We start from the raw sequence: 26,123 nt of genomic DNA on the forward strand, positions 1-26,123 counted from the left end.
CTCGTCTTCAGCGTCGGGGACGCACTGCAGCCGGCGCCTTGGCCGTGCCGGTGGTCACACCGCGCAGCCTCAGCGCATATCCGTCTTCGTAGCGCAGGTCGGCCGACTCGATGGCGTCGGCCTTGCGCTTGTATTGGGTCGTGATCTGGGGCAGCGTGCGCACGAAGCGCTGCACGCGCTGCAGCACGGCTTCCACGCTGCCGCCACCCAGTTCGATCTGTGCATCATTGGCCAGCCTGAGCTGCCAGCTTCCGCGCGCATTGAGCGTGAGCCCGTCGATCTCCACATCCAGCGGCCCCAGCGCCGGCACCAGCAGCCGGTACATCTGCAGCATCTGCGGGGCGCTGTCCTCGGGGCCCTGCAGGCGCGGCAGGCCGTCGCGGTCGAGCTCGCCCAGGTTGGCCTCGAAGACCTCGCCAAAGCTGTTGATCAGGCCGGTGCCCGAATCGGGGCCCCAGAAGGCCTCGGCCACATGCTCGTGCAGGATGACGCGCAGGCTGTTGGGATAGTCGCGGCGCACCTGCGCCTCGCGCACCCAGGGCACCTGCTCGAATGCCGCCTTGGCCCCCTTGAGGTCCACGGTGAAGAAGTTGCCCGTGAGCACGGGCGCCACGTTGGCGCGCAGCGTCACCGTGTTGTTGTGCACCAGCTCGCCCTCGACCACGATGCGGCCGATGTTGAAGGCCGGGTGGCGCAGCGCCCACCAGCTCACCGCTGCCAGCCCCAGCGCAGCCACGCCCACGAACAGGACCGTGGCGGTCACGTTCATGAGCTTGACGTCGAAGGGGGCCGGCAGGGAGTAGCTCATGCGTGCTCCTGCTCCGGTTGCGCGGCGTCCAGCGCGGCGCTGGCCAGGATGCCCAGGCAGAGGTTCTCGTAGCTGACACCGATGGCACGGGCCGACATGGGCACCAGCGAGTGGCCCGTCATGCCTGGCGAGGTGTTGATCTCCAGCAGGAAGGGCTTGCGATCGCTGGCGCGGATCATGATGTCGGCGCGCGACCAGCCGCGGCAGCCCAGCGTGCGGAAGGCGCGCACGACGATGCGCCGGATCTCGGCCTCTTCCTCGGCAGGCAGTCCGCTGGGGCAGTGGTACTTGGTGTCGTCGGTGAAGTACTTGTTCTGGTAGTCGTAGTTGCCTTCGGGGGCGACGATGCGGATCACGGGCAGCGCATGGGCGCCCTCGCCGGTGCCGAGCACGGGGCAGGTGGTCTCGTCGCCCTCGATGAACTCTTCGCAGAGCACTTCGGGGTCGTAGCGAGAGGCCAGCACATAGGCCTGCTCGCATTCCTCGGCCGTCCAGACCTTGGTCAGGCCGATGGTCGAGCCCTCGCGCGAGGGCTTGACGATCATGGGTGCGCCCAGCGCCCGCAGCGCGGCGCGCGTCTCGCCTGCGCTGGCGACCAGACGCCAGTCCGGCGTGGGCAGGCCCTCGAAGCGCCAGATGCGCTTGGTCATGATCTTGTCCATGGCGATGCTCGAGGCCATCACGCCGGGGCCCGTGTACGGGATGCCCAGCAGCTCCAGCGCGCCCTGCACCGTGCCGTCTTCGCCGTAGCGGCCGTGCAGCGCGATGAAGCAGCGGTCGAACCCGTCCTTCTTCAACTCGCCCAGGTCACGCTCGGCGGGGTCGAAGGCATGGGCGTCCACGCCATGCGACAGCAGGGCCTTGAGCACGCCCGTGCCCGACATCAGCGAGACTTCGCGCTCGGCCGAGCGGCCGCCCAACAGCACGGCCACCTTGCCCAGGGCCTTGACATCGATCTGGGTGCCGAAGCTGCTCATTGCGCAGCTCCCTGCTGCGCCTGCAGCTCTTGTTTCTGAAGCATTTCAACCAACTTTCCGGGCACGGCGCCAATCGAGCCTGCCCCCATGCACAACAACACGTCGCCATCGCGGGCATTGACGGCAATGGCCGCCGGCAGCTCGGCAACGTTTTCCACAAACACCGGCTCGACACGGCCGGCCACGCGCAGGGCGCGTGTCAGCGAGCGGCCGTCGGCCGCCACCACGGGCGCCTCGCCGGCCGCATAGACCTCGGTCAGCAGCACGGCGTCGGCCAGGCCGATGACCTTGACGAAATCCTCGAAGCAGTCGCGCGTGCGGCTGTAGCGGTGCGGCTGGAATGCCAGCACCAGGCGACGGCCCGGGAAGGCGCCACGAGCGGCGGCCAGCGTGGCCGCCATCTCGACGGGGTGGTGGCCATAGTCGTCGATGACGGTGAAGCTGCCGCCGTCGGCAGTCGCCAGTTCGCCATAGCGCTGGAAGCGCCGGCCCACGCCCTTGAAGCTTTCGAAGGCACGCAGCAGCGCGTCGTCGGATATCTCCAGCTCCATGGCCACGGCCACGGCCGACAGCGCGTTGAGCACGTTGTGCTCGCCCGGCAGGCTCAGCACCACGTCCAGGTCGGGATAGCTCTGGCCGTTGCTGCGGCGCACCGTGAAATGCATGCTGCCAGCTTCGGCGCGCACGTTGAGGGCGCGCACCTGTGCGTCCTCGGCAAAGCCGTAGGTGGTCACGGGGCGGGCCACCTGGGGCAGGATCTCGCGCACGGCCGGACTGTCCACGCAGACGATGGCGCGGCCGTAGAACGGCATGCGATGCAGGAAATCGACGAAGGCGCCCTTGAGCCGGCCGAAGTCATGGCCGTAGGTTTCCATGTGGTCGGCGTCGATGTTGGTGACGACGGCCATCACGGGCAGCAGGTTCAGGAAGGAGGCATCGGACTCGTCGGCCTCGACCACGATGTAGTCGCCCTGGCCCAGCTTGGCGTTGGCGCCCGCGCTGTTGAGCTTGCCGCCGATGACGAAGGTCGGGTCCAGCCCGGCCTCGGCCAGCACGCTGGTCACCAGGCTGGTGGTCGTGGTCTTGCCATGGGCACCCGCGATGGCGATGCCCTGCTTGAAGCGCATGAGCTCGGCCAGCATGAGCGCACGCGGCACGACGGGGATCTTGTGCGTGCGCGCCGCGACCACCTCGGGATTGTCGGACTGCACGGCGGTGGAGGTGACGACGGCGTCAGCCCCTTCGATGTGCGCGGCCGCATGGCCGACGTGGGTGGCGATGCCCAGGCCGGCGAGCCGGCGCAGCGTGGCGCTATCGGACAGGTCCGAGCCCGAGATGGCGTAACCCAGGTTGTGCAGCACCTCGGCGATGCCGCTCATTCCGGCGCCGCCGATGCCGACGAAATGGATGTGATGAATGGCGTGCTTCATGCGGCCAGTTCCTCACAGGCGGCGACCACCTCGGCGGTGGCATCGGTCTTTTGCATTTTCTTGGCTTTTCCAGCGCGCTCCAGCAGCGTCGCACGCTGCATATTTTGTAGCATTTCGGCCAGGCTTTGGGCAGTCAGTGCGCTTTGTTGCATCAACCATCCACCACCGGCATCGACCAGGAAACGCGCGTTCGTGGTCTGGTGGTCGTCCACGGCGGACGGGAAGGGCACATAGATGGCTGCGGCGCCCACGGCCGCGATCTCGGTGACCGTGCTAGCACCGGCGCGGCAGACGATGACATCGGCCTCGGCAAAGGCGCGCGCCGTGTCGTCGATGAAGGGCGTCAGCTCGGCCTGCACGCCTGCCGCCGCGTAGTTGGCGCGCAGGGCATCGATCTGCGCGGCGCCGCTTTGGTGCAGCACGACGGGCCGCACATCGGCGGGAATCAGGGCCAGCGCCTGGGGCACGATCTCGTTGAGAGCCTTGGCGCCCAGGCTTCCGCCCACCACCAGCAGGCGCAGCGGGCCGCTGCGGCCTGCGAAACGCTGCTCGGGCGCGGGCTGCTCGGTGAAGGCCTGGCGCAAGGGGTTGCCGACCCAGCGGCCCTTGGGGAACACGTTGGGGAAGGCGGTGAAGATGCGGTGGGAGACACTGGCCAGCACCTTGTTGGCCATGCCGGCCACGGAGTTCTGCTCATGCAGCACCAGGGGCTTGCCTGCCAGCACGGCCATCATTCCACCGGGGAAGCTGATGTAGCCACCCAGACCGACCACCACGTCGGGCTTGACGCGGCGCACCACGGCCAGCGCCTGCCAGAAGGCACGCAGCAGGCGCATGGGCAAAAAGGCCAGGGTCATGATGCCCTTGCCGCGCACGCCCGAGAACTCGATGGTCTCCAGCGGGAAGCCCTGGGCCGGCACGATGCGCGACTCCATGGAGCCGGGCGCGCCCAGCCAGCGCACGTTCCAGCCGCGCTCGCGCAGGGCCTGGGCCACGGCCAGGCCCGGGAAGATATGTCCGCCCGTGCCGCCGGCCATGATCAGGGCCGTGCGCTGGCGTTGCGTGCCTTGGGAGGTGGGCTGCTGTGTCATGCATGCCCTCCCTTCATCAGCAACTTGTTCTCGTAGTCCACCCTTAACACCACCGCTATCGCTATCAGATTCATCAGAATGGCCGAGCCGCCGAAACTCATCAGGGGCAGCGTCAGCCCCTTGGTAGGCAGCGCGCCCAGGTTCACGCCCATGTTGATGAAGGCCTGGAAACCCATCCAGATCGCAATGCCCTCGGCCACCAGGCCGGAGAACACCCGGTCCAGCGCAATGGCCTGCCGCCCTATGAGCATGATGCGGCGCGTCAGCCACAGGAAGGTGACGGCGATCAAGAGCACGCCGACCAGGCCGAATTCCTCGCCGATCACGGCCAGCAGAAAGTCGGTGTGCGCCTCGGGCAGCCAGTGCAGCTTCTCGACGCTGCGGCCCAGGCCCACGCCGAAGATCTCGCCGCGACCGATGGCGATCAGCGCATGCGACAGCTGGTAGCCCTTGCCCAGGGCGTGCTTTTCATCCCAGGGATTGAGGTAGGCAAAGATGCGCTCGCGCCGCCATTCGGAGGTGGCGATGATCAGCACGAAGGCCAGCACCACCAGGGCCGCGATCAGGAAGAACATGCGCGCATTCACGCCGCCCAGGAACAGGATGCCCATGGCGATCACCACGATCACCATGAAGGCGCCCATGTCGGGCTCGGCCAGCAGCAGCACGCCGACCAGCACCACGGCCAGCCCCATGGGCAGCACGGCGCGGAAGAAGCGCTCCTTGACCTCCATCTTGCGCACCATGTAGTCGGCCGCATAGATGAGCACGGCGAACTTGGCCAGTTCGGACGGCTGGAAATTCATGATGCCCAGCGACAGCCAGCGCCGCGCGCCGTTGACCACGGTGCCCACGTGCGGGATCAGCACGGCCACCAGCAGGACCAGGGACACCAGGAACAGCTTGCGCGCCATGCGCTCCCAGGTGGCCATGGACACCTGGAAGGCCAGCAGCGCGCCGACGAAGGCCATGCCGATAGACATGGCATGGCGCATCAGGAAATGGGTGGGCGCGATCTTGCCGAAGCGCGGGTTGTCCGGCATGGCGATCGACGCCGAATACACCATGATCAGGCTCCAGGCCAGCAGGCCTATGACCACCCAGATCAGGGCCTGGTCCAGGCCGAGCACGCTGGCAGGCGTCTGCGTGGGCCGGTGGTACTGGGGTCCCCCCAGGCGCACGGGCAGCACGTCGATGGCCTTCTCCTGCGCGCCTCCGAACCAGGAGCGCATGCGGCCCAGGACCTGCGATACGGCGGTCATGCAGTACCTCCGAGTTCATGCCCGGCATCCAGCGCCAGCGCGCGCACGGCATCGACGAACTGGTGGGCCCGGTCCTCGTAGTTGCGGAACATGTCCAGGCTGGCACAGGCGGGCGACAGCAGCACGGCATCGCCCTCATGGGCTCGCGAGGCGGCCAGCTCCACGGCGTCGGCCATGGTGGTGGCATCGACCAGGGGCACGCCGCAGTCCTGCAGGGCGGCGCGGATGCGGCCGGCGTCGCGGCCGATCAGCACGGCCGTGCGCACATGGCGCGACACGGGCGCGACCAGCGGGGAGAAATCCTGGCCCTTGCCGTCGCCACCCAGGATGACCACGATGCGGTGGTCAGGTCCCAGGCCGGACAGCGCGGCCACGGTGGCGCCCACGTTCGTGCCCTTGCTGTCGTCGTAGTACTCCACGCCGTTGACGCGGCCAATGGGCTGGACGCGGTGCGGCTCGCCCCGGTACTCACGCAGTCCATAGAGCAGCGGCGCCAGCGTGCAGCCACCCGCGCTGGCCAGGGCCAGGGCGGACAGGGCGTTGATGGCGTTGTGCCGGCCGCGGATGCGCAGTGCGTCGGCAGGCATGAGGCGCTGGATGTACAGGTCTTCGGCGTTCTTGCCCTTGGCGGTTTCGTCGGCCTCATGGGCACGCACCAGCCACGTCATGCCGCTGACCACTTCCAGGCCGAAGTCGCCGGGGCGGCGCGGCATGTCGCCGCCGAAGGTGATGTGGGCGCGCTGCTGGGGCTTTTGGCGCTTGCCCGGCGGCACCACGGGCGCCGGCAGCATGCGCATGACCTCGGGGTCTTCGCGGTTGAGCACCATGGTGCCGCTGCTGCCGAAGATGCAGGCCTTGGCATCGGCATAGGCGCGCAGGCTGCCGTGCCAGTCCAGATGGTCCTGGGTGATGTTGAGCACGGCGGCGGCCGTGGGCTCGAACATCTGCACGCCATCGAGCTGGAAGCTGGACAGCTCCAGCACCCAGGCCTGGGGCAGCGTTTCGGCATCGATGGCCTGGGTCAGCGTGTCCAGCAGCGTGGGGCCGATATTGCCGGCCACGGCCACGCGCAGGCCCGCATGCTCCAGCAGTTGGCCGGTCAGCGAGGTGACCGTGGTCTTGCCATTGGTCCCGGTGATGCCCAGCACCGTGGGACGGTAGCCATGGGCTGCGGCCAGGGCCTTGAGCGCCATGGCGAAGAGATCGAGCTCGCCGCCCACGGGCAGGCCCTGAGCGCGCGCCGTATCGACCACGGGCGCCACGGCGGCCGGGCTCAGGCCGGGTGAGCGGTAGACCAGGCCCAGGCTCTGGCCGTCCACCAGCTGCGCCGTGAACTCGCCGGGCACGAAGCGCACCTGGGGCAATTCGGTGGACAGCTGCTGCAGCTGGGGCGGTGCCTGGCGCGTATCGGCCACGATGACTTCGGCGCCGCAGCGCACGCACCAGCGTGCCATGGCCAGGCCCGAGGCGCCCAGACCCAGCACGAGCACGCGCTGGCCCTGCAGGTGCTGGACCTGCTCGCCAGGCCAGCCGGCAGCCACGGGCGGCAGCACCTGTTCGGATTCAACCGCCTCTTCGGCGGCAAGGGGCGTGACCTCGGCGTCGGACGAGTCGGAGATGCTGGGGTCCGCAAAGATCTGGGCCACGAAGGCGGCAGCATCCTTGGCCGCCGTCAGCGTGGCGATGTCGGGCACGGGCTCGGTAAGGGCCACAGGCACCGGCGGCACCTGCGGCACCTCGGCGGCCGGAGGCTCCGCCTCGCCGTCGCCAACTGGCACGGGAGCCGGTGAATCGTCCAGGACCGGGTCCGCAACCACCTGCCCCTCGGGAGCGAGGCCCGGCATTCCGGCCGGGTCCGCCAGCTCGACAAGCTCGGCAGGGGACGCCGGCACGGCGGGCTCGGTGGCCGGCAGTGCGTGGAGGTCGGTCTTGAAGTCTTCGGTGTTCATGCACTCACCTCAGCTTCAGCGTGGACAGGCCCAGCAGGCACAGCAGCATGGTGATGATCCAGAAGCGGATCACGACCTGGGTCTCCTTCCAGCCACTCTTTTCGAAGTGGTGGTGCAGCGGCGCCATCTTGAGCAGGCGGCGGCCCTGGCCGTAGCGCTTCTTGGTGAACTTGAACCAGGTGACCTGCAGCATCACCGACAGCGCCTCCACCACGAAGATGCCGCCCATGATGGCCAGCACGATTTCCTGGCGCACGATGACGGCAATGGTGCCCAGCGAGGCGCCCAGCGCCAGCGCACCCACGTCGCCCATGAACACCTGGGCCGGGTGGGCGTTGAACCAGAGGAAGGCCAGGCCCGCGCCGGCCATGGCCGCGCAGTACACCAGCAGCTCGCCCGAACCCGGGATGTGCGGGAACAGCAGGTACTTGGCGTAGCCGGCATTGCCGGTGACGTAGGCGAAGATGCCCAGGGCCGAGCCCACCATGATCACGGGCATGATCGCCAGGCCGTCCAGCCCGTCGGTCAGATTCACGGCATTGCTGGCGCCCACGATGACCAGGTAGGTCATGATCACGAAGCCCAGCACGCCCAGCGGGTAGCTGACTTCCTTGAAGAAAGGCACGAGAAGGCCCGCCTTGGGCGGCAGGTCCAGCGCAAAGCCGGACTGCACCCAGGTGACGAACAGCTCGAAGACCTGGGCATTGGAGTTCTCGGAAATGCAGAACACCAGGTACAGCGCGGCCAGCAGGCCGATGACGGACTGCCAGAAATACTTCTCGCCCGAGCGCATGCCTTCGGGGTCCTTGTTGACCACCTTGCGCCAGTCGTCCACCCAGCCGATGGTGCCGAAGCCCAGCGTGACCAGCAGCACGATCCAGACGAAGCGGTTGGACAGGTCGAACCACAGCAGCGTGGAAACGGCAATGGACAGCAGGATCAGCGCCCCGCCCATGGTGGGCGTGCCGCTCTTGGCCAGATGGGTCTCCATGCCGTAGCCGCGCACGGGCTGACCGATCTTGAGCGAGGTCAGCATGCGGATCAGGCGCGGCCCGGCCAGCAGTCCGATGACCAGGGCCGTGAGCGCGGCCATCACGGCGCGCATCGTGAGGTACTGGAAGACGCGCAGAAAGCCGAACTCGGGGGACAGGCCCTGCAGCCATTGGGACAGCATCAGCAGCATGCGGCCTCCTTCTTGCAACCGTCATCCTTGCCGGCCGCCTCGACCGCCTGAACCACCTGCTCCATCTTCATGAACCTCGAACCCTTGACCAGAATGCTGCCCACCTCGGGCAGTGCGGCACAGGCTGCCTGCTGCAGCGAGGCCATGTCTTCGAAATGCCGCGCACCTGCACCGAATGCAGTGGCGGCGGATGTGCTTTGCGCGCCCAGCGTGAACAGCCGGGCAATGCCCAGGCTGCGCGCCAGCGCGCCCGCCTCGGCATGGAATTGCGGCCCCTGGTCGCCAACCTCGCCCATGTCGCCCAGCACCAGCAGCTGGGGAGCGGGCAGTTCGCGCAGCACCTCGATGGCCGCAGCCACCGAGTCGGGATTGGCGTTGTAGCTGTCGTCGATCACGGTGACCGTGCGGCCCTGCACCGAAACGCCCAGTGCGCGCGAGCGACCCTGCACGGGCTCGAACACGCTCAGGCCGCGTGCAATGTCGGCCAGCGGCACACCGGCTGCCTGGGCGCAGGCCGCAGCGGCCAGCGCATTGCGCACGTTGTGGCGGCCGGCAATGTGCAGGCGCACCGGGGCCTCGCCCTCGGGCGTGACCAGGGTGAACTGCCAGGCATCGCCCAGCCACAGCGCATCGCGCGCATGGACCTGGGCGCCATCGGCAGACTCGCCGAACAGCAGGCACTGGCGCGCAGCGGCCAGCTCGCGCCACAGCGGCGTGTAGGTGTCGCCGGCCGGGAACACGGCCACGCCGTCGGCGGGCAGGGACAGCAGCACGCTGCCGTTCTCGCGCGCCACGGCCTCGACCGTGTGCATGAATTCCTGGTGCTCGCGCTGCGCGTTGTTGACCAGGGCCACCGTGGGCTGGCCGATGGCGGCCAGCTCGGCAATCTCGCCGGGATGGTTCATGCCCATCTCCAGCACGGCCACGCGGTGCTGGGCGGTCATGCGCATCAGACTCAGCGGCAGGCCGATGGAGTTGTTGAAGTTGCCGCGCGTGGCCAAGGCCGCCTCGCCCGCATGGGCGCGCAGGATGGAGGCCACCATCTGCGTGACCGTGGTCTTGCCGTTGCTGCCGGTGACGGCAATCAGCGGCAGCGCAAAGCGCGCGCGCCAGGCCGTGGCCAGCGCGCCCAGGGCGGCCAGCGAATCGGGCACCTCGATGCCGGACAGGCCTGCGGCCTCCAGGCCGCCATGGGCCAGGGCTGCGGCAGCGCCGGCCTCGCGGGCCTGGGCCAGGAACTGGTTGGCATCGAAACGCTCGCCCTTCAAGGCGACGAACAGATCCCCGGCCTGCAGCGTGCGGGTGTCGGTGTGCACGCGCGTGAGCACGGTCTGGCCGTTGCCGACCAGCCGTGCCTGGGGGATATGCGACTGGATCAGCTCCAGCGCTTGTTGCAAGGTCATCATGACCGCTTCTTTCCTTCGCGGGCCGCCAGCGCCTTGTGCGCCTCGGCCATGTCGGAGAACGGATGGCGCTGGCCCGCCGTCTCCTGGTAGTCCTCATGTCCCTTGCCGGCGATCAGCACCACGTCGCGTTCGCTGGCGTGCGCAATCGCCTGGGCGATGGCCGCTGCGCGATCGGCCTGGGACTGCAGGTTCTCGCCCGGCTGCATGCCGGCCAGGATCTGGTCGATGATGCGGTCGGGCACTTCGCTGCGCGGGTTGTCGCTGGTGACCAGCACACAGTCGGCATTCTTCTGGGCGGCCTGCCCCATGAGCGGCCGCTTGGTGGCATCGCGGTCGCCGCCGCAGCCGAACACGCACCACAGCCGGCCACGGCGCTGCTCGGCGGCCGGGCGCAGGGCACGCAGGGCCTTGTCCAGCGCATCGGGCGTGTGGGCGTAGTCCACGGCCACCAGCGGCTGGCCGGGCTGGACGATCTGCTGCATGCGGCCGGGCACGGGCTCCAGGTGGGCGCAGGCCGCAACGGCCTGGTCCAGGGTCAGGCCCAGGCAGCGCAGCGCGGCCAGCACGCCCAGCAGGTTGGATACGTTGTACTGGCCCACCATGCGCGTGTGCATGCGCAGGCTGTGGCCGGCCTCGATCACGGTGAAGCTCAGGCCTTCGGCACCCAGCGCAATGTCCTTGGCCTGCAGGCGCGCCGCGCCTTCGATGGAAATGCTCCAGACGTCGAGCGCGGCAGGCTGCTGGCGCGACTGCAGCGTGGCCCACAGGCGTGCGCCATGCGCGTCGTCCACATTGACGACGGCGGCCTGCAGGCCGGGCCAGTCGAACAGCGCGGCCTTGGCATCCCAGTAGGCCTGCATGCTGCCGTGGTAGTCGAGGTGGTCCTGCGTGAAATTGGTGAACAGCGCCACGCGGATGCGCGTGCCGTCCAGCCGGTGCTCGACGATGCCGATGGACGAGGCCTCGATGGCGCAGGCTGCCAGGCCCGCATCGGCGTACTCGCGGAACGCGCGCTGCAGCCGCACCGGGTCGGGCGTGGTCATGCCCGTGGATTCCATGGCGGGCGGGATTCCCACGCCCAGCGTGCCCACCAGGGCGCAGCCGCTGCGTTCCTGCAGCTTCACCTGGGCCAGCGCGTGCGCCAGCCACCAGGCGGTGGTGGTCTTGCCATTGGTGCCGGTCACGGCCAGCACGTCGATCTGGGCGCTGGGATGCTGGAACCACTGGTCGGCGATCAGGCCCGTGGCGGCCTTGAGGCCGGGCAGCGCCGCGATGTGCTCGCCGGAAAAACCGAAGGCTTCGACACCCTGCGCTTCGACCAGGCAGGCCATGGCACCGCGCTCCAGGGCCGAGGCCACATGGGCGCGGCCATCGGTGGCCGCGCCGGGCCAGGCGATGAAGGCGTCGCCGGGCCGGACCTTGCGGCTGTCGGTCTGCAGCGTGCCGCTGCCTTGCAGGCGGGCGGCCAGCCATTGGACAGCCTCGGTGGCCGTGGACAGCACCCGCAGGGCTTGGGAGGAACTCATAGCGAGGGCTCCTCCACGGGGTTGGCGACGATCAAGGGCTTGACTTCCATATCGGGCTGCACGCCCATCAGGCGCAGCGTCTGCTGCACCACTTCGCTGAACACGGGTGCCGCCACGGTGCCGCCGTAGATGGTGCCGGCACTGGGCTCGTCCACCATCACGGCGACGATGATGCGCGGGTTCTCGATGGGCGCCATGCCCGTGAACCAGGCGCGGTACTTGCCGGCGGCATAGCCCTTGCCCTGCTGCTTGCGGGCCGTGCCCGACTTGCCGCCCACCGAGTAGCCGATGGTCTGGGCGCGCTGGCCCGTGCCACCGGGGCCGGCCGCCAGCGCCAGCATCTTGCGCACCTCGTTGGCCGTGCGCGGCGAGAACACGGGCACGCCCACGGGCGGCTCGTCGGTCTTGACCATGGTGGCCGGGATCACGCGCCCGCCATTGGCGAAGACGGTGTAGCTGCGCGTCATCTGCAGCAGGCTGGCGGACAGGCCGTAGCCATAGCCCATGGTGGCCTGCTCCACCGGCCTCCAGGTCTTGTAGGGACGCAGGCGACCGCTGGCGGCGCCGGGGAAGGAGATCTGCGGCTTCTGGCCGAAGCCCACGGCCGAGAAGGTTTCCCACATTTCCTTGGCCGGCATCTGCAGCGCGATCTTGGTCGTGCCCACGTTGCTGGACTTCTGGATCACGCCGGCCACGGTGAGCAGGCCGTAGTTGTGGGTGTCGGAAATCGTCGAGCCCGTGACGTTGACGCGGCCCGGCGTGGTGTCGATGGGCGTTTCCGGCTTGAAGCGGCCCGACTCCAGCGCCAGGCCGATGGTGATGGGCTTCATGGTCGAGCCGGGCTCGAAGGTGTCGGTGATGGCGCGGTTGCGCAGCTGCTCGCCCGTCAGGTTCTTGCGCTTGTCGGGCACGTAGCTGGGGTAGTTGGCCAGGGCCAGCAATTCGCCGGTGTGCGCATCCATGACCACCACGCTGCCCGCCTTGGCCTTGTGCGCGATGACCTGCTCCTTGAGCTTCTGGTAGGCGAAGTACTGGACCTTGCTGTCCACGGACAGCTGGATGTCGCGGCCGTCCTGAGGCGGCACTTCCTCGCCCACGCCCTCGACCACGCGGCCCAAGCGGTCCTTGATCACGCGGCGCGAGCCGGGCTTGCCGCCGAGCTCCTTGTCGAAGGCCAGCTCCATGCCTTCCTGGCCATGGTCTTCCACATTGGTGAAGCCCACGATGTGGGCGGCCGATTCGCCTTCCGGGTACTGGCGCTTGTATTCCTTGCGCTGGTAGATGCCCTTGATGTTGAGGGCATGGATCTGCTGGCCAACGTCCCAGTCGAGCTGGCGCTTGATCCAGACGAAGGTCTTGTCCTCGTCGGCCAGCTTTTCCATCAGCGCTGGCAGCGGCATCTCCATGAGCGCGGCCAGCTGCTTGAGCTTGGCCTTGACCTCGGGGTCGTCCTGCTCGACATCTTCGGGAATGGCCCAGATGCTGGCGGCCGGCACGCTGGAGGCCAGGATCAGTCCATTGCGGTCCAGCAGGCGGCCACGGTTGGCCGGCAGCTCCAGCGTGCGCGCAAAGCGCACCTGGCCCTGGCGCTGGAAGAAGTCGTTGCCGAACACCTGCACATAGGCCGCGCGCGCGCCCAGGCCGACAAAGCCCAGGCCCAGCATGGCCACGATCATCTTGCTGCGCCACAGGGGTGTCTTGGACGCCAGCAGGGGGCTGGAGGTGTAGAGCACGCTGCGCGTCATGGAGCCACTCCCGTGCGCGCATCGTCATTGACGTACTGGGCGATGGCCGGCGTGGCCGGCTTCATCTGCAGGCGCTCGCGCGCCATGACCTCGATGCGCTGTGGCGTGGCCTGGGCGCGCTTTTCCACCTGCAGGCGCTGCTGCTCGGTGGCCAGGCGGCGCGATTCGGCCACGGCGCGGTCCAGTTCGGTGAACAGGCGGCGCGATTCGTACTGGTTGTGTACCAGGAAGATGGCGCTGGCCATCACCGCCAGCAGCAGCACGAGGTTCAGGCGCAGCATGCCACGCCCTCCTCTTGCGCCAGACGGTGCATGCGCTTCATGCAGGCACCCCGGTGCGGCGGGCCACGCGCATCACGGCCGAGCGCGAGCGCGCATTGGCGGCGACCTCGGCCTCGCTGGGCTTGATGCGGCCCAGCGCTTCAAGGCGCATGGGCGTGGGCACGGCAAAGGGTGCGCGCCGGTCATAGACTTCCTTGGAGTGCTTGGCGATGAACTGCTTGACGATGCGGTCCTCCAGCGAGTGGAAGCTGATCACCACCAGGCGTCCGCCCGGCGCCAGCACGCGCAGGCTGGCCTCTAGCGCCTGTTCGAGCTCTTCAAGCTCGGCATTGATGAAAATCCGAAGAGCCTGGAATGTGCGTGTCGCTGGGTTCTGCCCAGCCTCGCGGGTCCGGACCGCGCCAGCCACGAGCTCGGCAAGCTCCGCGGTGTTGCGAAGGGGCCCCTGGCTTTCGCGCCGAGCAACAATCGCCTTTGCAATGGGGCCAGCAAACCGTTCTTCGCCGTAGTCACGTATCACCTCCGCAATCTGCTGGGCATCGGCTTCCGCCAGCCAGTCCGCCACGCTCTGGCCGCGCGTGGTGTCCATGCGCATGTCCAGCGGACCCTCGAAGCGGAAGCTGAAGCCACGCTCGGGGTTGTCGATCTGGGGAGAGCTCACGCCCAGGTCCATCAGCACGCCCTGCACGCTGCCGGCCGGCAGCTCGCTGAGGTGGCGAAACCCTTCGTGCCGAATCGAAAAACGCGCATCGGTGATGCGCGCTGCCTCTTCGATCGCGTCCGGGTCCTTGTCGAACGCCAGCAAGGCCCCATCCGGCCCCAGCCGCTGCAGGATGCGCCGGGAATGCCCGCCTCGCCCGAAGGTCGCGTCCACCCATTGCCCGGCAACGGGCTGTGCGGCGCCGTCCAGCAGCGCATCGACGGCCTCGTCGAGCAAAACGGTGATGTGTTGCAACGGCTGATTCAAGAAAACGCCTCTTTCCTAGAAAGCAAAATCCTGGAAGGCCGCAGGCATTTCTTCCTGCATGGCCTTCGCTTCATGTGCCTCATAAGTGGCCTTGTCCCACAGCTCGAAATGGTTGCCCATGCCCAGCAGCACGACCTCCTTGGTCAGACCCACGGCTTCACGCAGCTCGGGCGACACCAGCACGCGGCCGGTGGCATCCATGTCCACGTCCATGGCGTTACCCAGGAAGATGCGCTTCCACCACTGCGCCGACATGGGCAGCTGCGCGATCCGCTCGCGAAACTGCAGCCACTCCGTGCGCGGGAACAGCATCAGGCAACCGTGGGGATGTTTGGTGAGGGTGACCTGGCCCTGGGCCATGGCCACAAGGGCGTCGCGATGCCGGGTCGGCACAGACAGCCGCCCCTTTCCATCGAGATTCAGCGAGGACGCCCCTTGAAACACGGTCAGTCACCCCGGTCGGTTGGAGCCATCGCGTCCCGGAAATCGGGGCACAAAGGCAACTTTCACCACTTAATTGCACTTTTTTGCACTGTAGCAGCAATTTGGTGTTTCACAACCCGGGAATGGACAATTATTTGCAATGAAATCAACAACTTAGAAGCCGAATGCAATGTGAGTGGTGACAAAAATCCCTGGCTTTACAAGTACTTAGAGGACTGACTGCAAGTGATCTCTCAAAGCCTGCACGCAATTGCAACGATTCAATTCGCTGGCGACCGGTTGCAACTCGGGCAACCCTCCTACAAAAAGTGACTGCCCGGCAATGCGGGCAGTCACTTCGGTGGCGGCTGCGCGGCAGCCGGCCCGTTTCAGAGGATGAAGCGCGAGAGGTCTTCGTCCTGGCTCAGGGACTGCAGACGCTGGTCCACGTAGGCCGCGTCGATGGAGATGGTCTGGCCGGACAGATTGGCCGCGTCGAAGCTGACCTCGTCCAGCAGGCGCTCGAGCACGGTGGACAGGCGGCGCGCGCCGATGTTCTCGGTGCGCTCGTTGACATCGAAGGCGATGCCGGCGAGCCGGGTGATGCCTTCGGGCGTGAATTCCAGCGTGACGCCTTCGGTGGCCAGCAGCGCCTGGTACTGCTTGACCAGGGAGGCATGGGTCTGGGTGAGGATGGCCTCGAAGTCCTGGACCGACAGCGAGTCCAGCTCCACGCGGATCGGGAAGCGCCCCTGCAGTTCGGGGATGAGGTCGCTGGGCTTGGACAGGTGGAAGGCGCCCGAGGCGATGAACAGGATGTGGTCGGTCTTGACCACGCCGTACTTGGTGGAGACGCTGGTGCCTTCGACCAGGGGCAGCAGGTCGCGCTGCACGCCCTGGCGCGAGATGTCGGAGCCGCTGGTTTCCTGGCGCGTGGCCACCTTGTCGATCTCGTCGATGAAGACGATGCCGTTCTGCTCGGCATTGGCGATGGCGCGGGTGCGCACGTCTTCCTCGTTGACCAGTTTTGCCGCTTCCTCGTCGGTCAGCAGCTTCATGGCCTCGGCAATGCGCAGTTTGCGCGTCTTGCGCTTTTCCTGGCCCATGTGGCTGAACATGCCGCGCAGCTGCTCGGCCATCTCTTCCATGCCCTGGGGACCCATGATCTGCACCTGGGGCGGCGCGTCGGCGACATCGATCTCGATTTCCTTGTCGTCGAGCTGGCCCTCGCGCAGCTTCTTGCGGAAAACCTGGCGTGCCGTGTTGTCGGCGGCCACCTCGCCGCTGCGGGCCTGGGGCACGAGCACGTCGAGGATGCGGTCCTCGGCCGCGTCTTCGGCGCGCAGGCGCAGCTTCTTCATGTCGGCCTCGCGCGTCTGCTTGACGGCCACCTCGGCCAGGTCGCGGATGATGGCATCCACGTCCTTGCCCACGTAGCCCACTTCGGTGAACTTGGTGGCCTCGACCTTGATGAAGGGGGCATCGGCCAGCCGCGCCAGGCGGCGCGCGATCTCGGTCTTGCCCACGCCTGTGGGGCCGATCATGAGGATGTTCTTGGGCGTGATCTCCTGGCGCAGGCCGTCGGCCACGTTCTGGCGGCGCCAGCGGTTGCGCAGCGCGATGGCCACGGCGCGCTTGGCGCCAGCCTGGCCGACGATGTGGCGGTCCAGTTCGGAGACGATCTCCTGGGGGGTCATGGCAGAGGACATGGTGTGTATTCGATGCATTGCGCCGCCAGCCCCGTTGCCTGGCCGCTGGCGACTGTGAGTTTCAATGCCGTGCGTTTCGATCGCCGGCCTGCAGGGCAAGCCGGCGCCGCGCGGGTGTCAGAGCGTCTCGACCGTGTGGTGCATGTTGGTGTAGATGCACAGCTCGCCGGCGATGGCCAGCGACTTGCGCACGATCTCCTCGGCCGACAGCTCGGTATTGGTCAGCAGCGCCTTGGCCGCCGAGTGCGCATAGGCGCCGCCCGAGCCGATGGACACGATGCCCTGCTCGGGCTCCAGCACGTCGCCGTTGCCGGTGATGATCAGCGAGGCGGATGCGTCGGCCACGGCCAGCATGGCCTCCAGACGGCGCAGCACGCGGTCGGTGCGCCAGTCCTTGGTCAGCTCGATGGCTGCGCGCGTCAGGTGGCCCTGGTGCTTTTCCAGCTTGGCCTCGAAGCGCTCGAACAGCGTGAAGGCGTCTGCCGTGGCGCCGGCAAAGCCGGCAAGCACCTTGCCGTGGTAGAGCTTGCGCACCTTGCGCGCCGTGCCCTTGACGACGATGTTGCCCAATGTGACCTGGCCATCGCCACCGATGGCGACCTGCACGCCTTCGGGGGTCTGCCGGCGCACGCTGATGATGGTGGTGCCGTGATACTGTTCCATAGCGGTGCCAGATGAGGGCGAAGGCGGCCTTCTCAAGGGTCTGCTCAAAGAATGCCCACGCGCTCTTCGCGGCGGGTGCGCCGTCCTGGCGGAAGGGGTGTGGCGCAGCCGCCGCGCGGCAGGATCAGTCGCGCCGTGGAGTGACCTGCGCGTGCTCCTGGATGCCGATCACATTGAAGAACACCGCCACCAGCTGGTGCAGCTGGCCGAACTGCAGCACATGGCCCAGCGACTGCATGTGGGCAGCCCAGTTGAGCACGGAGCCGGCCGCCGCAAAGTCCATGCGCACCAGTTGGGTGCAGTCGATGAACACGGGCTCGCCCAGGCTGGCCCCCTCCTGCACCGGGTCCAGCCAGGTGGAGGCATCGCCTTCAATGGTGCCGGCCAGCGCAAATCGCACGGCGTCCGCCGTGGCAGCAATACCTGCCTGCAGGGGCGCATCCGCGCCCTCGGTTTCGATGGCTTGCGTCAGGCACTGGCAGACCGGGTCCACCCACGAGGGAGGCGAGACCTCATAGGTGACGCAGTAGTCCAGCGCCACCAGCTCGAAATCATCCTGCCGGTTCATCAAACGCAGCACCGCCATGCGCAACCGCCACCACAGCGTATCCACGCTGGAATCGCCCGAGGGAGCCAGCGTGCCCAGCAGCGCCAGCAGCCGGTCCGCATTGAGCAGCACGAACACGCCCTGCGAGCCCGCCCATTGCTGCAGCAGCGCCTCCAGGGGCGTGGCCGCCGCATCGTCGATGCCGGCCACGGCAGCCCAGTCCAGGCTCCAGGGGCTGGAAGCCTTGGCCTGGGAGGCCTTCAGCGCCGTCACGGCACTCGGCGTGATCTGTGCAGGTGCGCTCCAGCGCCAGCCACGCCCGGCCGCTGCGCCCGGCATGGACACCACGGGGGCGGTGCGCTGTTGCGGCATCGCAAACCATTGGGGAGCGGAGCGGCCGAAGCGCGCCGCGAATTCGATGCCCGCCTTGTCGAACTGCAGCGGGCGGTCGGCCGCGCGGTACAGGTCCAGCAAGGCCAGCCAGACCGGCAGCTGCGCGGGAACATCGCGCCGGTCGATCAGCTCCAGCATGCCCTGCTCGGCACCATCCACATCGCCATTGGCAAAGAGGATGGCCGGCTCTTCCAGGTCGGGATCGTGCTCGAACACCACGAAGCAGGGCGGCACCATGTCCATGGGCTGCGGCGGAGAGACCTCGGTGGCCGCGAAGGCCGGCAGGAAATCGGTCGCCCCCTCCAATGGCCGCAGGGGGCGGGCCATGGGCATGGGGTCAATGATGGGAGCCGTCGAGACGGAGGGCACCTGCGGCGCAGGTGCCAGGCTCATGGGCAAGGTGGTGGCAAAGGCCGCCACGTCGCCGGCCGAGGCAATGGCCGGCGGCACCACGTCGCTGAGCATGGGAATCTGCCCAGACGGCGGCGGCTGCTTGCGAAACGAGGCCGGAGCAGGGTTGCCGCCCACAGGCAGCGCCATGGGAATGGTGGTTGCATCGGCCGCCTGCTTGCCCCGCCACCATTGCTGGGACATCTGGGCCTCGATCTCGTCGATCTTCTTGAGCGTGACGGCGCGTTCACCGGAGGATTTGGAACTCAGCAGGCTGCTGAGAAATTGCGAGCCCTGCGCGGCGGGGCCAGGCACACCGACCGGTGCGCTACCCGGCCTGGAGGCCTGTTGCAGCTCGGCCTGGCGCAGGCGGCGCAGCTGGTCGAACTCGCGCTTGCGCACGAAATCGTTGCGGCGCTTGCGCTCGATCATTTCCTTGAGCGCCTGCTTGCTGTACTGGCTTTCCTGCTCCCCGTCCAGGCCGTCGAGGTCGGACCAATTGACCGTAGGGTGGCGCACAAAGCGCACCACCTTGGACAACAACCCCCCCGATTTGCTGCTCTCTTCTTTTGCCATGGCGAGTCAGATTAGCACCAACGGCCTGCTGGCCGTTGCTGCAACTCAATCCCCATACATCTTCTGCTTGAGCTCACGGCGCTGCTGGGCTTCCAGCGACAGCGTGGCCGTGGGGCGGGCCAGCAGGCGGCCCACGCCGATGGGCTCGCCGGTCTCGTCGCAGTAGCCGTAGTCGCCTGCGTCGATGCGTGCAATGGATTGCTCGATCTTCTTGAGCAGCTTGCGTTCGCGGTCGCGCGTGCGCAGTTCCAGTGCATGCTCTTCCTCGATGGTGGCGCGGTCGGCCGGATCGGGAACCACCACGGTGTCCTCGCGCAGGTTTTCTGCCGTCTCACCCGCGTTGGTGTGCATGTCGTGCTTGAGAGTGAGCAGCTTGAGGCGGAAGAACGCCATCTGCTTCTCATTCATGTATTCGTCATCCGACATGGCCAGCACTTCGGCATCCGTCAGTTCTTCCACCGACTTGGTCTTCCAGGCATTGGCCAGCTTGGGGTCTCGTTTCGTCGATCCCGACGAAGGCGTTTGCGTAGTGGTAGGCATAGTGTTGGTTTCGCTAACTTAGTCCGCGCCGAGGGCTTCGGACGGGGCCATGGATGGTACTGTCAATCGGGGCGCCCGGGTCGAATGCCGTGTAGGACAGCCGATCGCCGCAGTTGCGGAACCTGCCGGCTTCCCCGTGCGGCGGGGTGCGGCAATCCAAGCCGTGCGGCGGCCGTGCGTGCAAAGAGCCCTTTTGCGGTCAGCAAGGGACACCAGGTCGGCAACGCCGACCGCAGTGCGGACCGCGGCCTTCTGGCTTGCAGCCGGGGCCGGTGCGGCCACTGACGGCTTCTTGCTGGATTCGGCGCTCACTTGCTGTCTCCTCACGGTATGGGCGACCCCTGCGGGGCAGTCCATTGGGCTTGGGGGCTCTCTTCAGGGGCGCGATTGTATCGATGCTCTACAGGAGCGCAAGCCGTTGCACATACCCCACAGGAATGCAAAGGGGCCGCCCACGCATGCGGGCGGCCCCTGTGTCATTCAGATGTCAGCAAAAAGCCATCCGATTGCCCACAAAGGTTCACAAAAAACTCAGACCAGGCACTGCTCCAGGCCCTGCAGGAAGATGTCCTGGGGCAGGTCGATACCAATGAAGACCATCTTGCTCTGGCGCTTTTCGCCCTCGGCCCACTGCGGTCCCAGGTCGCTGCCCATGAGCTGGTGCACGCCCTGGAAAATGACCTTGCGCTCCGTGCCCTGCATGTTCAGCACGCCCTTGTAGCGCAGCATGCGCGGGCCGTAGATGTTGACGATGGCGCCCAGGAAGTCCTCCAGGCGGGCAGGGTCAAAGGCACGGTCGGCACGGTAGACGAAGCTCTTGACGTCGTCATCGTGGTGATGGTGGTGCGGATGCTTGCAGTGCTCGCCGTGCTCGTGGTCATGGGCGTGGTCGTGCCCGCAGTTCTCGTCGTGCTCATGGCCATGGTCGTGGCCGCAGTGCTCGTCATGCTCATGCTTGTGGCCATGGTCATGTCCGTGGTCGTGGTCGTCTTCCTTGAGGAAGTCGGGATCGATGTCCAACTTGGCATTGAGGTTGAAGCCGCGCAGGTCGAAGACTTCGTTCAGGGGCACTTCGCCGAAATGCACGGCGCGGATGGGCGCGCGCGGGTTCATGTGCTTGAGGCGGTGGATGAGCGCGTTCTTCTCGTCCTCGCTGACCAGGTCGGTCTTGGACAGGAACAGCTGGTCGGCAAAGCCGACCTGGCGGCGCGCCTCCTGGCGGTCGTCCAGCTGCTGGTTGGCGTGCTTGGCATCGACCAGGGTGAGGATGGAGTCGATCAGATAGGTCTCGGCGATCTCGTCGTCCATGAAGAAGGTCTGGGCGACGGGGCCGGGATCGGCCAGGCCCGTGGTCTCGATCACGATGCGGTCGAACTCCACCAGGCCCTTGCGGCGCTTGGCGGCCAGCAGCTGCAGGGTTTCGCGCAGGTCTTCGCGGATGGTGCAGCAGATGCAGCCGTTGCTCATCTGCAGGATCTGCTCCTTGGACTCCGTCCTGAGGATGTCGGTGTCGATGTTCTCTTCGCCGAACTCGTTCTCGATCACGGCGATCTTCATGCCGTGGGACTCGCTGAGCACGCGCTTGAGCAGCGTGGTCTTGCCCGAGCCCAGGAAGCCGGTGAGGATGGTGACGGGAATCAGTGCCATGGGATTGCTTTCAGAAAATTCAGCAAAGGGAAGCGGCAAGGCCCGTCCACCATGGACGGGCCTTGTCGAAAAGACGTTCCGAATAAGTTTAGCGAGCCTGTCAAGTGCCGTTTTGCCAGAGGGCTTGGCCTTTTTTATCGGAGGCTGCCCTTTTCATCGTTATCTCCATTGCCATCGCCACTGTCGCTGCCGTCCCCACTCTGGCGCCGCGCGCGCGGATGGGCGCTCTCGTAGGCCTGGGCCAGATGCTGGAAATCCAGGCGCGTGTAGATCTGCGTGGTCGAGATGCTGGCGTGGCCCAGCAATTCCTGCACGGCGCGCAGGTCGCCGCTGGACTGCAGCATGTGGCTGGCAAACGAATGCCGCAGCACATGGGGATGGACGCCGGCCGACAGGCCGGCCTGCTGGCCGCGCTGGCGCAGCCGCGCCCAGACCGACTGCGCGCCCAGGCGTTCGCCGCGCCGGCCGATGAAAAGTGCGGGTTCGTGATGCGCAGCCTGCGCGGCCGCGCCAGCCAGGCCCGTCTCCCGCAAGGCCAGCCAGCGCTGCAGCGCCTGCAGCGCGGCGGCGCCCACGGGCACGGTGCGCCGCTTGCCGCCCTTGCCCTGCACGTGGGCGTCGGCGGCCTGCAAATCTATCCAGCCACGGCCCTGGCGCTGCGTGTCCTGGCCGGGCGCCACGTCCAGGCCCACCAGCTCGCCCACGCGCAGGCCGCAGCTGTAGAGCAGTTCGGTGATGGCGGCGTCACGTGCCTCGATCCAGGGGTCGGCGTCGGCGTTGCTGAAGGCGGCCAGCTGCACGGCGTCATCCACGCCCAATGCCTTGGGCAGGGGTTTGGGGGCCTTGGGACCGCGCACGCCCTCGACGGGATTGAAGGGCACCAGCGATTGCTGGGCTGCCCAGCGGAAGAAGCTGCGCCAGCCAGACAGGATGAGCGCAATGCCGCGCGGGCTGCGGCCCCGGGAATGCATCTGGGCCACGAAGCGGCGGATGTGGGCGGGCTGCAGCGCCAGCAGCTCCTGGCCGGCGTCGCGGGCCATGGTGCAAAGCCGGGCCATGTCCAGCGCATAGAGTGCGCAGGTGCGGTCGGCCAGGCGCTTTTGCACGCGCACATGCTCCAGATAGGCATGGACGGCGGCAGGGAGCATCGCCAGGTTTTCTGCCGCCAGATCCTCTGCCGGAAGGTCGCCTTCCGGGAGCCCGTCCCTGTCCGATGCTCCCGGCATGGGCTTTCAGCCGGTCAGCCGCGCGCCAGGGTCAGCGGCACGGGCCGCATGCGCGACAGGGCCGCGCTGGCCAGGGCCGAGATGCGCGAGAGGAATTCCGTGCCCATGGTGGCCTCGAAGCGCAGCGGATCGGGAGACCCCAGCACCAGCATGCCGAAGGCATTGGCCGGGTTGATGCTGTCGCCGTCATGCAGCGTGAGCAGGGCCAGGGACTGGGCCGCATCGGGATCGACCAGCCAGCCGCCGGGCTCGAAGCCCATGTTGGGGCCGCAAAACGGCATGGTCAGCGACGCCGCGAAGGACTTGGCGTCCTCGCTGACGCCCATGGTGTAGATGCTGCTGGTCTGGGCGCCGGAGACGTTCCACAGGCGCAGGGCCACCTGGGGCACCTCGAAGACATGCTGCAGGCTGGCCGTGAGCGCGTGGGGCAGCTCGCGCAGGTCCTGGACCTTGGCCAGTGCGCAGCTCCAGGCATGCAGCTTGTCGCCGATGGAGGCGTTCTCGCTGCTGTGGCGCATCATGTCCATGATGCGGTGCTCCAGGCCCTTGATCTTCTCGCGCAGCATCTCGGCCTGGCGTTCCTGCAGGCTGACGGTACGCGGGCTGTGGCTGCTGACCAGCTGCACACGCGCGAGCATCTCGGCGTGGCGCTCGAAGAATTCCGGATGGTTCAGCAGGTAGTCGGCAATCGTCTCTTCGGTGACGGCGATATCGGTAGTGCTGTTCATGGCTGGTCGGGAACCTCGATCTGTCCTTCAAAAACAAACTCTGCGGGGCCGGTCATGCGCACTGCGCCGCCGTCCCACTCGATGGTCAGCCGGCCGCCGCGGGTGTGCACATCGACGCGCGCGTCGAGCAGCCCCCAGCGAATGCCGGCCACCACGGCCGCGCAGGCGCCCGTGCCGCAGGCCAGCGTCTCGCCGGCACCGCGCTCGTAAACACGCAGCCGTATCTGGCCGCGATCGACGATCTGCATGAATCCCGCATTGACGCGCTGGGGAAAGCGCGCATGGCGCTCGATCAGCGGGCCCCAGGTGGCCACGGGGGCGTGGTCCACATCGTCCACCAGTTGCACCGCATGCGGGTTGCCCATGGAAACGGGAGCGATCCAGACCGTGGCCTCGTCGCCCAGCTGCAGGGGCCATTGCTGCGCCGCACCCAGCGGGCGGGGCACAAGGTCTGCACTATTGAAGGGCACCAGGGAGGGTTCCAGCACGGGCTGGCCCATGTCCACGGTGACGCGGCCATCGGCATGCAGCTCGGGGGCGATGAGGCCGGCCAGCGTCTGCACGCGGATGACGGACTTGCCGGTCAGGCCCTTGTCGTGCACATAGCGCGCAAAGCAGCGCGCGCCATTGCCGCACTGCTCGACCTCGCCGCCGTCGGCGTTGTGGATCACATATTCGAAATCGATGCCTTCGGCGGGCGAGGGCCGCACCGTGAGGATCTGGTCGGCGCCCACGCCGAACTGGCGATGGGCGAGGAAGCGGTACTGGGCTGCGCTCAGGCCCAGCGGGCCGGCGGTTTCGTCGAGGACCACGAAATCGTTGCCAGCGCCCTGCATCTTGGTAAAGCGGATCTGCATCCGGTGATTATCCCCTGCACGGCAGCCTCATGGCGCAATCCGGGGCCATGCCCCGCAGCAGTACTTGCGTCTCTTGCGCAACAGCGGCGGGCGGGCCAATCCGCATAATGCCCCCATGACCCGCCCCAGCCAGCTCCTGCACCCCCAGCGCCAGCCCGTAGACACGCTCAAGGCCTCCACCGTCCTGCTGCTGCGCGACCGCGCCGATGGCCAGGGGCTGGAGGTGCTGATGACGCGGCGCTCGCCCAAGGCCAGCTTCGTGCCCAGCGCCTATGTCTTCCCGGGCGGCGGCATCGAGGCCCAGGACGCGGCCGAGGCCGCCCATGCCCGCGCCAGCACCCGCCCGGCCCAGGCCGGCGAGGGGCTGCGCATCACCCAGGCCATCGCCGGGCTGCGCGAGACCTTCGAGGAACTGGGCATTTTGCTGGCCCATGACGCCCAGGGCCGGCCGGTATCTGCCGCCGAGCTGGCCACGCTGGACCGCAAGGCGCCGCTGGTGCCCCAGTGCGAGGCACGCGGCCTGCGCCTGGCCGTGGATGCGCTGTGGTACCTGGCCCACTGGACGGCCGACCGCGACCAGCCCCGGCGCTTCGATGTGCCCTTCTTCGTGGCGCGCATGCCCGAAGGCCAGGAACCCGACGCCGACGGGTCGGAACAGTTCGAGCCCATCTGGGTGCGCCCGCAGGAAGCGCTGGAGCGCCACCGCGCGGGCAGCTTTCCCATGATCTTTCCCACCATCCGCACGCTGGACCGTCTCAGCCGCTTCGCGGGCACCGAAGCCGTGTTCGCCGCCCTGCAAGGAGAGCAGCCGCTGTGGCAGTGCTGCCCGCGCACCGGCTTTCTCAATGGCAAGGAAGCCCGCCACATGGAGGACGAGGCCCCCTTCGGCGAGCTGGAAATGGTCTGCCCGGACGGCCAGATCCTGCACACGCTGGACTGGCAGAGCGAGCGCGCCGTGCCACTGCGCAAGAACCTGCTGCGCCTGACGGCACCCAACCCCGGCGTGATGACCGGCCCCGGCACCAACAGCTATCTGGTGGGCGATGCCGCCACGGGCTACGCCGCCATCGACCCCGGCCCGGCCGACGCCGCCCATGTGCAGCGCCTGTTCGATGCGGCGGGCGGCGACATACGCCACATCCTGTGCACGCATTCCCATGCCGACCACTCGCCGGGCGCCGCGCTGCTGCAGGCGCTGGCGGTGCAGGCCGGCAGGCCCAGGCCCGCCATTGGCGGCCTGCCCTCGGCGCCCACGGCCCGGCCGGCCAGCCGCTTCACCCCCGACTACGCACTGACCGACGGCCAGCGCATCGTGCTGCAGGATGCGCAAGGCGGCACCACCCACACCCTGCAGGCCGTGTTCACGCCCGGCCATGCGGCCAACCATGTGTGCTTTGTGCTGGAGGAAGACGCCCTGCTGTTCAGCGGCGACCACATCCTCAATGGCAGCACCACCATCATTGATCCGCCTGACGGCAACATGCGCGACTACATCGATTCGCTGGACAGGCTCGACGCGCTGTGCGCCGCGCACGATGCGCGCTTCATCCTGCCGGCCCATGGCTATGTGCTGGGCTTTGCGCGCCAGGCGATCGCCAAGCTCAAGGCCCACCGGCTGGCGCGCGAGGCCAAGGTGCTGGCCGCCATGCAAAAACAGCCTGACGGCAGCGTGCAGGACTGGGTGCGGCTGGCCTATGACGACGCCCCGCCCCAGCTGTGGCCGATTGCCGAGCGCTCGCTGCTGGCGCATGTGGAGCGCATCCGTGCGCTGTGCGGGCGGCAATGACCGGCAATGACCG

Annotated in this window: 22 protein-coding genes; 1 reads left to right on the plus strand and 21 read right to left on the minus strand. The window is 67.6% G+C overall.

Translation table 11 applies throughout. The annotated features are described in order from the left end of the window. Positions 1-7: 7 nt before the first annotated feature. From AC57B5_RS14705 to dapF, 21 genes are all read right to left on the minus strand, one after another. Complete coding sequence (locus tag AC57B5_RS14705; RefSeq protein WP_013804104.1) at positions 8-808, minus strand: cell division protein FtsQ/DivIB; 801 nt, start codon at positions 806-808, stop codon at positions 8-10. Beyond that, positions 805-1,785 carry a D-alanine--D-alanine ligase gene (locus AC57B5_RS14710; protein WP_065346119.1) on the minus strand — a complete coding sequence of 327 codons (981 nt, stop codon included), beginning with the start codon at positions 1,783-1,785 and terminating at the stop codon, positions 805-807. The genes AC57B5_RS14705 and AC57B5_RS14710 overlap by 4 nt, the downstream gene beginning before the upstream one ends. After that, on the minus strand, positions 1,782-3,215 hold the full coding sequence (murC, locus tag AC57B5_RS14715) for a UDP-N-acetylmuramate--L-alanine ligase (protein WP_065346118.1): 1,434 nt from the start codon (positions 3,213-3,215) through the stop codon (positions 1,782-1,784). Before murC ends, AC57B5_RS14710 begins: the two co-directional genes overlap by 4 nt. Further along, entirely contained in the window at positions 3,212-4,306 is a 1,095-nt protein-coding gene (gene murG / locus AC57B5_RS14720) for an undecaprenyldiphospho-muramoylpentapeptide beta-N-acetylglucosaminyltransferase (protein ID WP_088166115.1), read from the minus strand. The genes murC and murG overlap by 4 nt, the downstream gene beginning before the upstream one ends. Beyond that, positions 4,303-5,568, minus strand: coding sequence for a putative lipid II flippase FtsW (ftsW, locus tag AC57B5_RS14725; RefSeq protein ID WP_012203399.1), 1,266 nt, complete (start codon positions 5,566-5,568; stop codon positions 4,303-4,305). The genes murG and ftsW overlap by 4 nt, the downstream gene beginning before the upstream one ends. Further along, entirely contained in the window at positions 5,565-7,517 is a 1,953-nt protein-coding gene (murD, locus tag AC57B5_RS14730; protein ID WP_496399812.1) for a UDP-N-acetylmuramoyl-L-alanine--D-glutamate ligase, read from the minus strand. The genes ftsW and murD overlap by 4 nt, the downstream gene beginning before the upstream one ends. A 4-nt stretch (positions 7,518-7,521) precedes the next feature. Continuing rightward, positions 7,522-8,700 carry a phospho-N-acetylmuramoyl-pentapeptide-transferase gene (gene mraY / locus AC57B5_RS14735; RefSeq protein ID WP_012203397.1) on the minus strand — a complete coding sequence of 393 codons (1,179 nt, stop codon included), beginning with the start codon at positions 8,698-8,700 and terminating at the stop codon, positions 7,522-7,524. Next, positions 8,691-10,106: a UDP-N-acetylmuramoyl-tripeptide--D-alanyl-D-alanine ligase gene (locus AC57B5_RS14740; RefSeq protein ID WP_202759184.1), complete on the minus strand. Its 1,416-nt coding sequence runs from the start codon at positions 10,104-10,106 to the stop codon at positions 8,691-8,693. Before AC57B5_RS14740 ends, mraY begins: the two co-directional genes overlap by 10 nt. Then, positions 10,103-11,632, minus strand: a complete 1,530-nt coding sequence (locus AC57B5_RS14745; RefSeq protein ID WP_496399813.1) for a UDP-N-acetylmuramoyl-L-alanyl-D-glutamate--2,6-diaminopimelate ligase — start codon at positions 11,630-11,632, stop codon at positions 10,103-10,105. Before AC57B5_RS14745 ends, AC57B5_RS14740 begins: the two co-directional genes overlap by 4 nt. After that, positions 11,629-13,377, minus strand: coding sequence for a peptidoglycan D,D-transpeptidase FtsI family protein (locus tag AC57B5_RS14750; protein ID WP_013804112.1), 1,749 nt, complete (start codon positions 13,375-13,377; stop codon positions 11,629-11,631). The genes AC57B5_RS14745 and AC57B5_RS14750 overlap by 4 nt, the downstream gene beginning before the upstream one ends. Beyond that, positions 13,374-13,658, minus strand: a complete 285-nt coding sequence (gene ftsL, locus AC57B5_RS14755) for a cell division protein FtsL (protein WP_012203393.1) — start codon at positions 13,656-13,658, stop codon at positions 13,374-13,376. Before ftsL ends, AC57B5_RS14750 begins: the two co-directional genes overlap by 4 nt. Positions 13,659-13,695: 37 nt before the next feature. Beyond that, positions 13,696-14,625: a 16S rRNA (cytosine(1402)-N(4))-methyltransferase RsmH gene (gene rsmH / locus AC57B5_RS14760; protein WP_012203392.1), complete on the minus strand. Its 930-nt coding sequence runs from the start codon at positions 14,623-14,625 to the stop codon at positions 13,696-13,698. A 15-nt stretch (positions 14,626-14,640) separates the two neighbouring features. Beyond that, positions 14,641-15,069: a division/cell wall cluster transcriptional repressor MraZ gene (gene mraZ / locus AC57B5_RS14765; protein WP_012203391.1), complete on the minus strand. Its 429-nt coding sequence runs from the start codon at positions 15,067-15,069 to the stop codon at positions 14,641-14,643. Positions 15,070-15,437: 368 nt separating this feature from the next. After that, complete coding sequence (hslU, locus tag AC57B5_RS14770; protein WP_170962086.1) at positions 15,438-16,757, minus strand: ATP-dependent protease ATPase subunit HslU; 1,320 nt, start codon at positions 16,755-16,757, stop codon at positions 15,438-15,440. Between the two features lie 117 nt (positions 16,758-16,874). After that, positions 16,875-17,420, minus strand: coding sequence for an ATP-dependent protease subunit HslV (gene hslV, locus AC57B5_RS14775; protein WP_012203389.1), 546 nt, complete (start codon positions 17,418-17,420; stop codon positions 16,875-16,877). A 124-nt stretch (positions 17,421-17,544) separates the two neighbouring features. Continuing rightward, on the minus strand, positions 17,545-19,326 hold the full coding sequence (locus tag AC57B5_RS14780) for an STAS domain-containing protein (RefSeq protein WP_496399814.1): 1,782 nt from the start codon (positions 19,324-19,326) through the stop codon (positions 17,545-17,547). Positions 19,327-19,371: 45 nt separating this feature from the next. Continuing rightward, complete coding sequence (dksA, locus tag AC57B5_RS14785; protein ID WP_012203387.1) at positions 19,372-19,866, minus strand: RNA polymerase-binding protein DksA; 495 nt, start codon at positions 19,864-19,866, stop codon at positions 19,372-19,374. A gap of 531 nt (positions 19,867-20,397) precedes the next feature. Next, positions 20,398-21,513, minus strand: a complete 1,116-nt coding sequence (locus AC57B5_RS14790) for a CobW family GTP-binding protein (RefSeq protein ID WP_013804115.1) — start codon at positions 21,511-21,513, stop codon at positions 20,398-20,400. 134 nt (positions 21,514-21,647) lie between these two features. Beyond that, complete coding sequence (locus AC57B5_RS14795; protein WP_496399815.1) at positions 21,648-22,739, minus strand: tyrosine recombinase XerC; 1,092 nt, start codon at positions 22,737-22,739, stop codon at positions 21,648-21,650. A gap of 14 nt (positions 22,740-22,753) precedes the next feature. Continuing rightward, the gene (locus AC57B5_RS14800; protein ID WP_012203384.1) at positions 22,754-23,467 is read right to left on the minus strand and encodes a DUF484 family protein; all 714 of its coding nucleotides are present in this window, start codon (positions 23,465-23,467) and stop codon (positions 22,754-22,756) included. Then, positions 23,464-24,324: a diaminopimelate epimerase gene (gene dapF / locus AC57B5_RS14805; protein ID WP_013804117.1), complete on the minus strand. Its 861-nt coding sequence runs from the start codon at positions 24,322-24,324 to the stop codon at positions 23,464-23,466. The genes AC57B5_RS14800 and dapF overlap by 4 nt, the downstream gene beginning before the upstream one ends. Before the next feature lie 115 nt (positions 24,325-24,439). Here dapF and AC57B5_RS14810 point away from each other — a divergent pair, with 115 nt between their 5' ends. Next, a complete protein-coding gene (locus AC57B5_RS14810; RefSeq protein WP_448678047.1) occupies positions 24,440-26,110 on the plus strand; it encodes an MBL fold metallo-hydrolase in 1,671 nt (556 codons plus the stop codon). Positions 26,111-26,123 lie beyond the last annotated feature (13 nt).

The organism is Delftia sp. BGA-UO-ETr-SB1, from assembly GCF_059567865.1.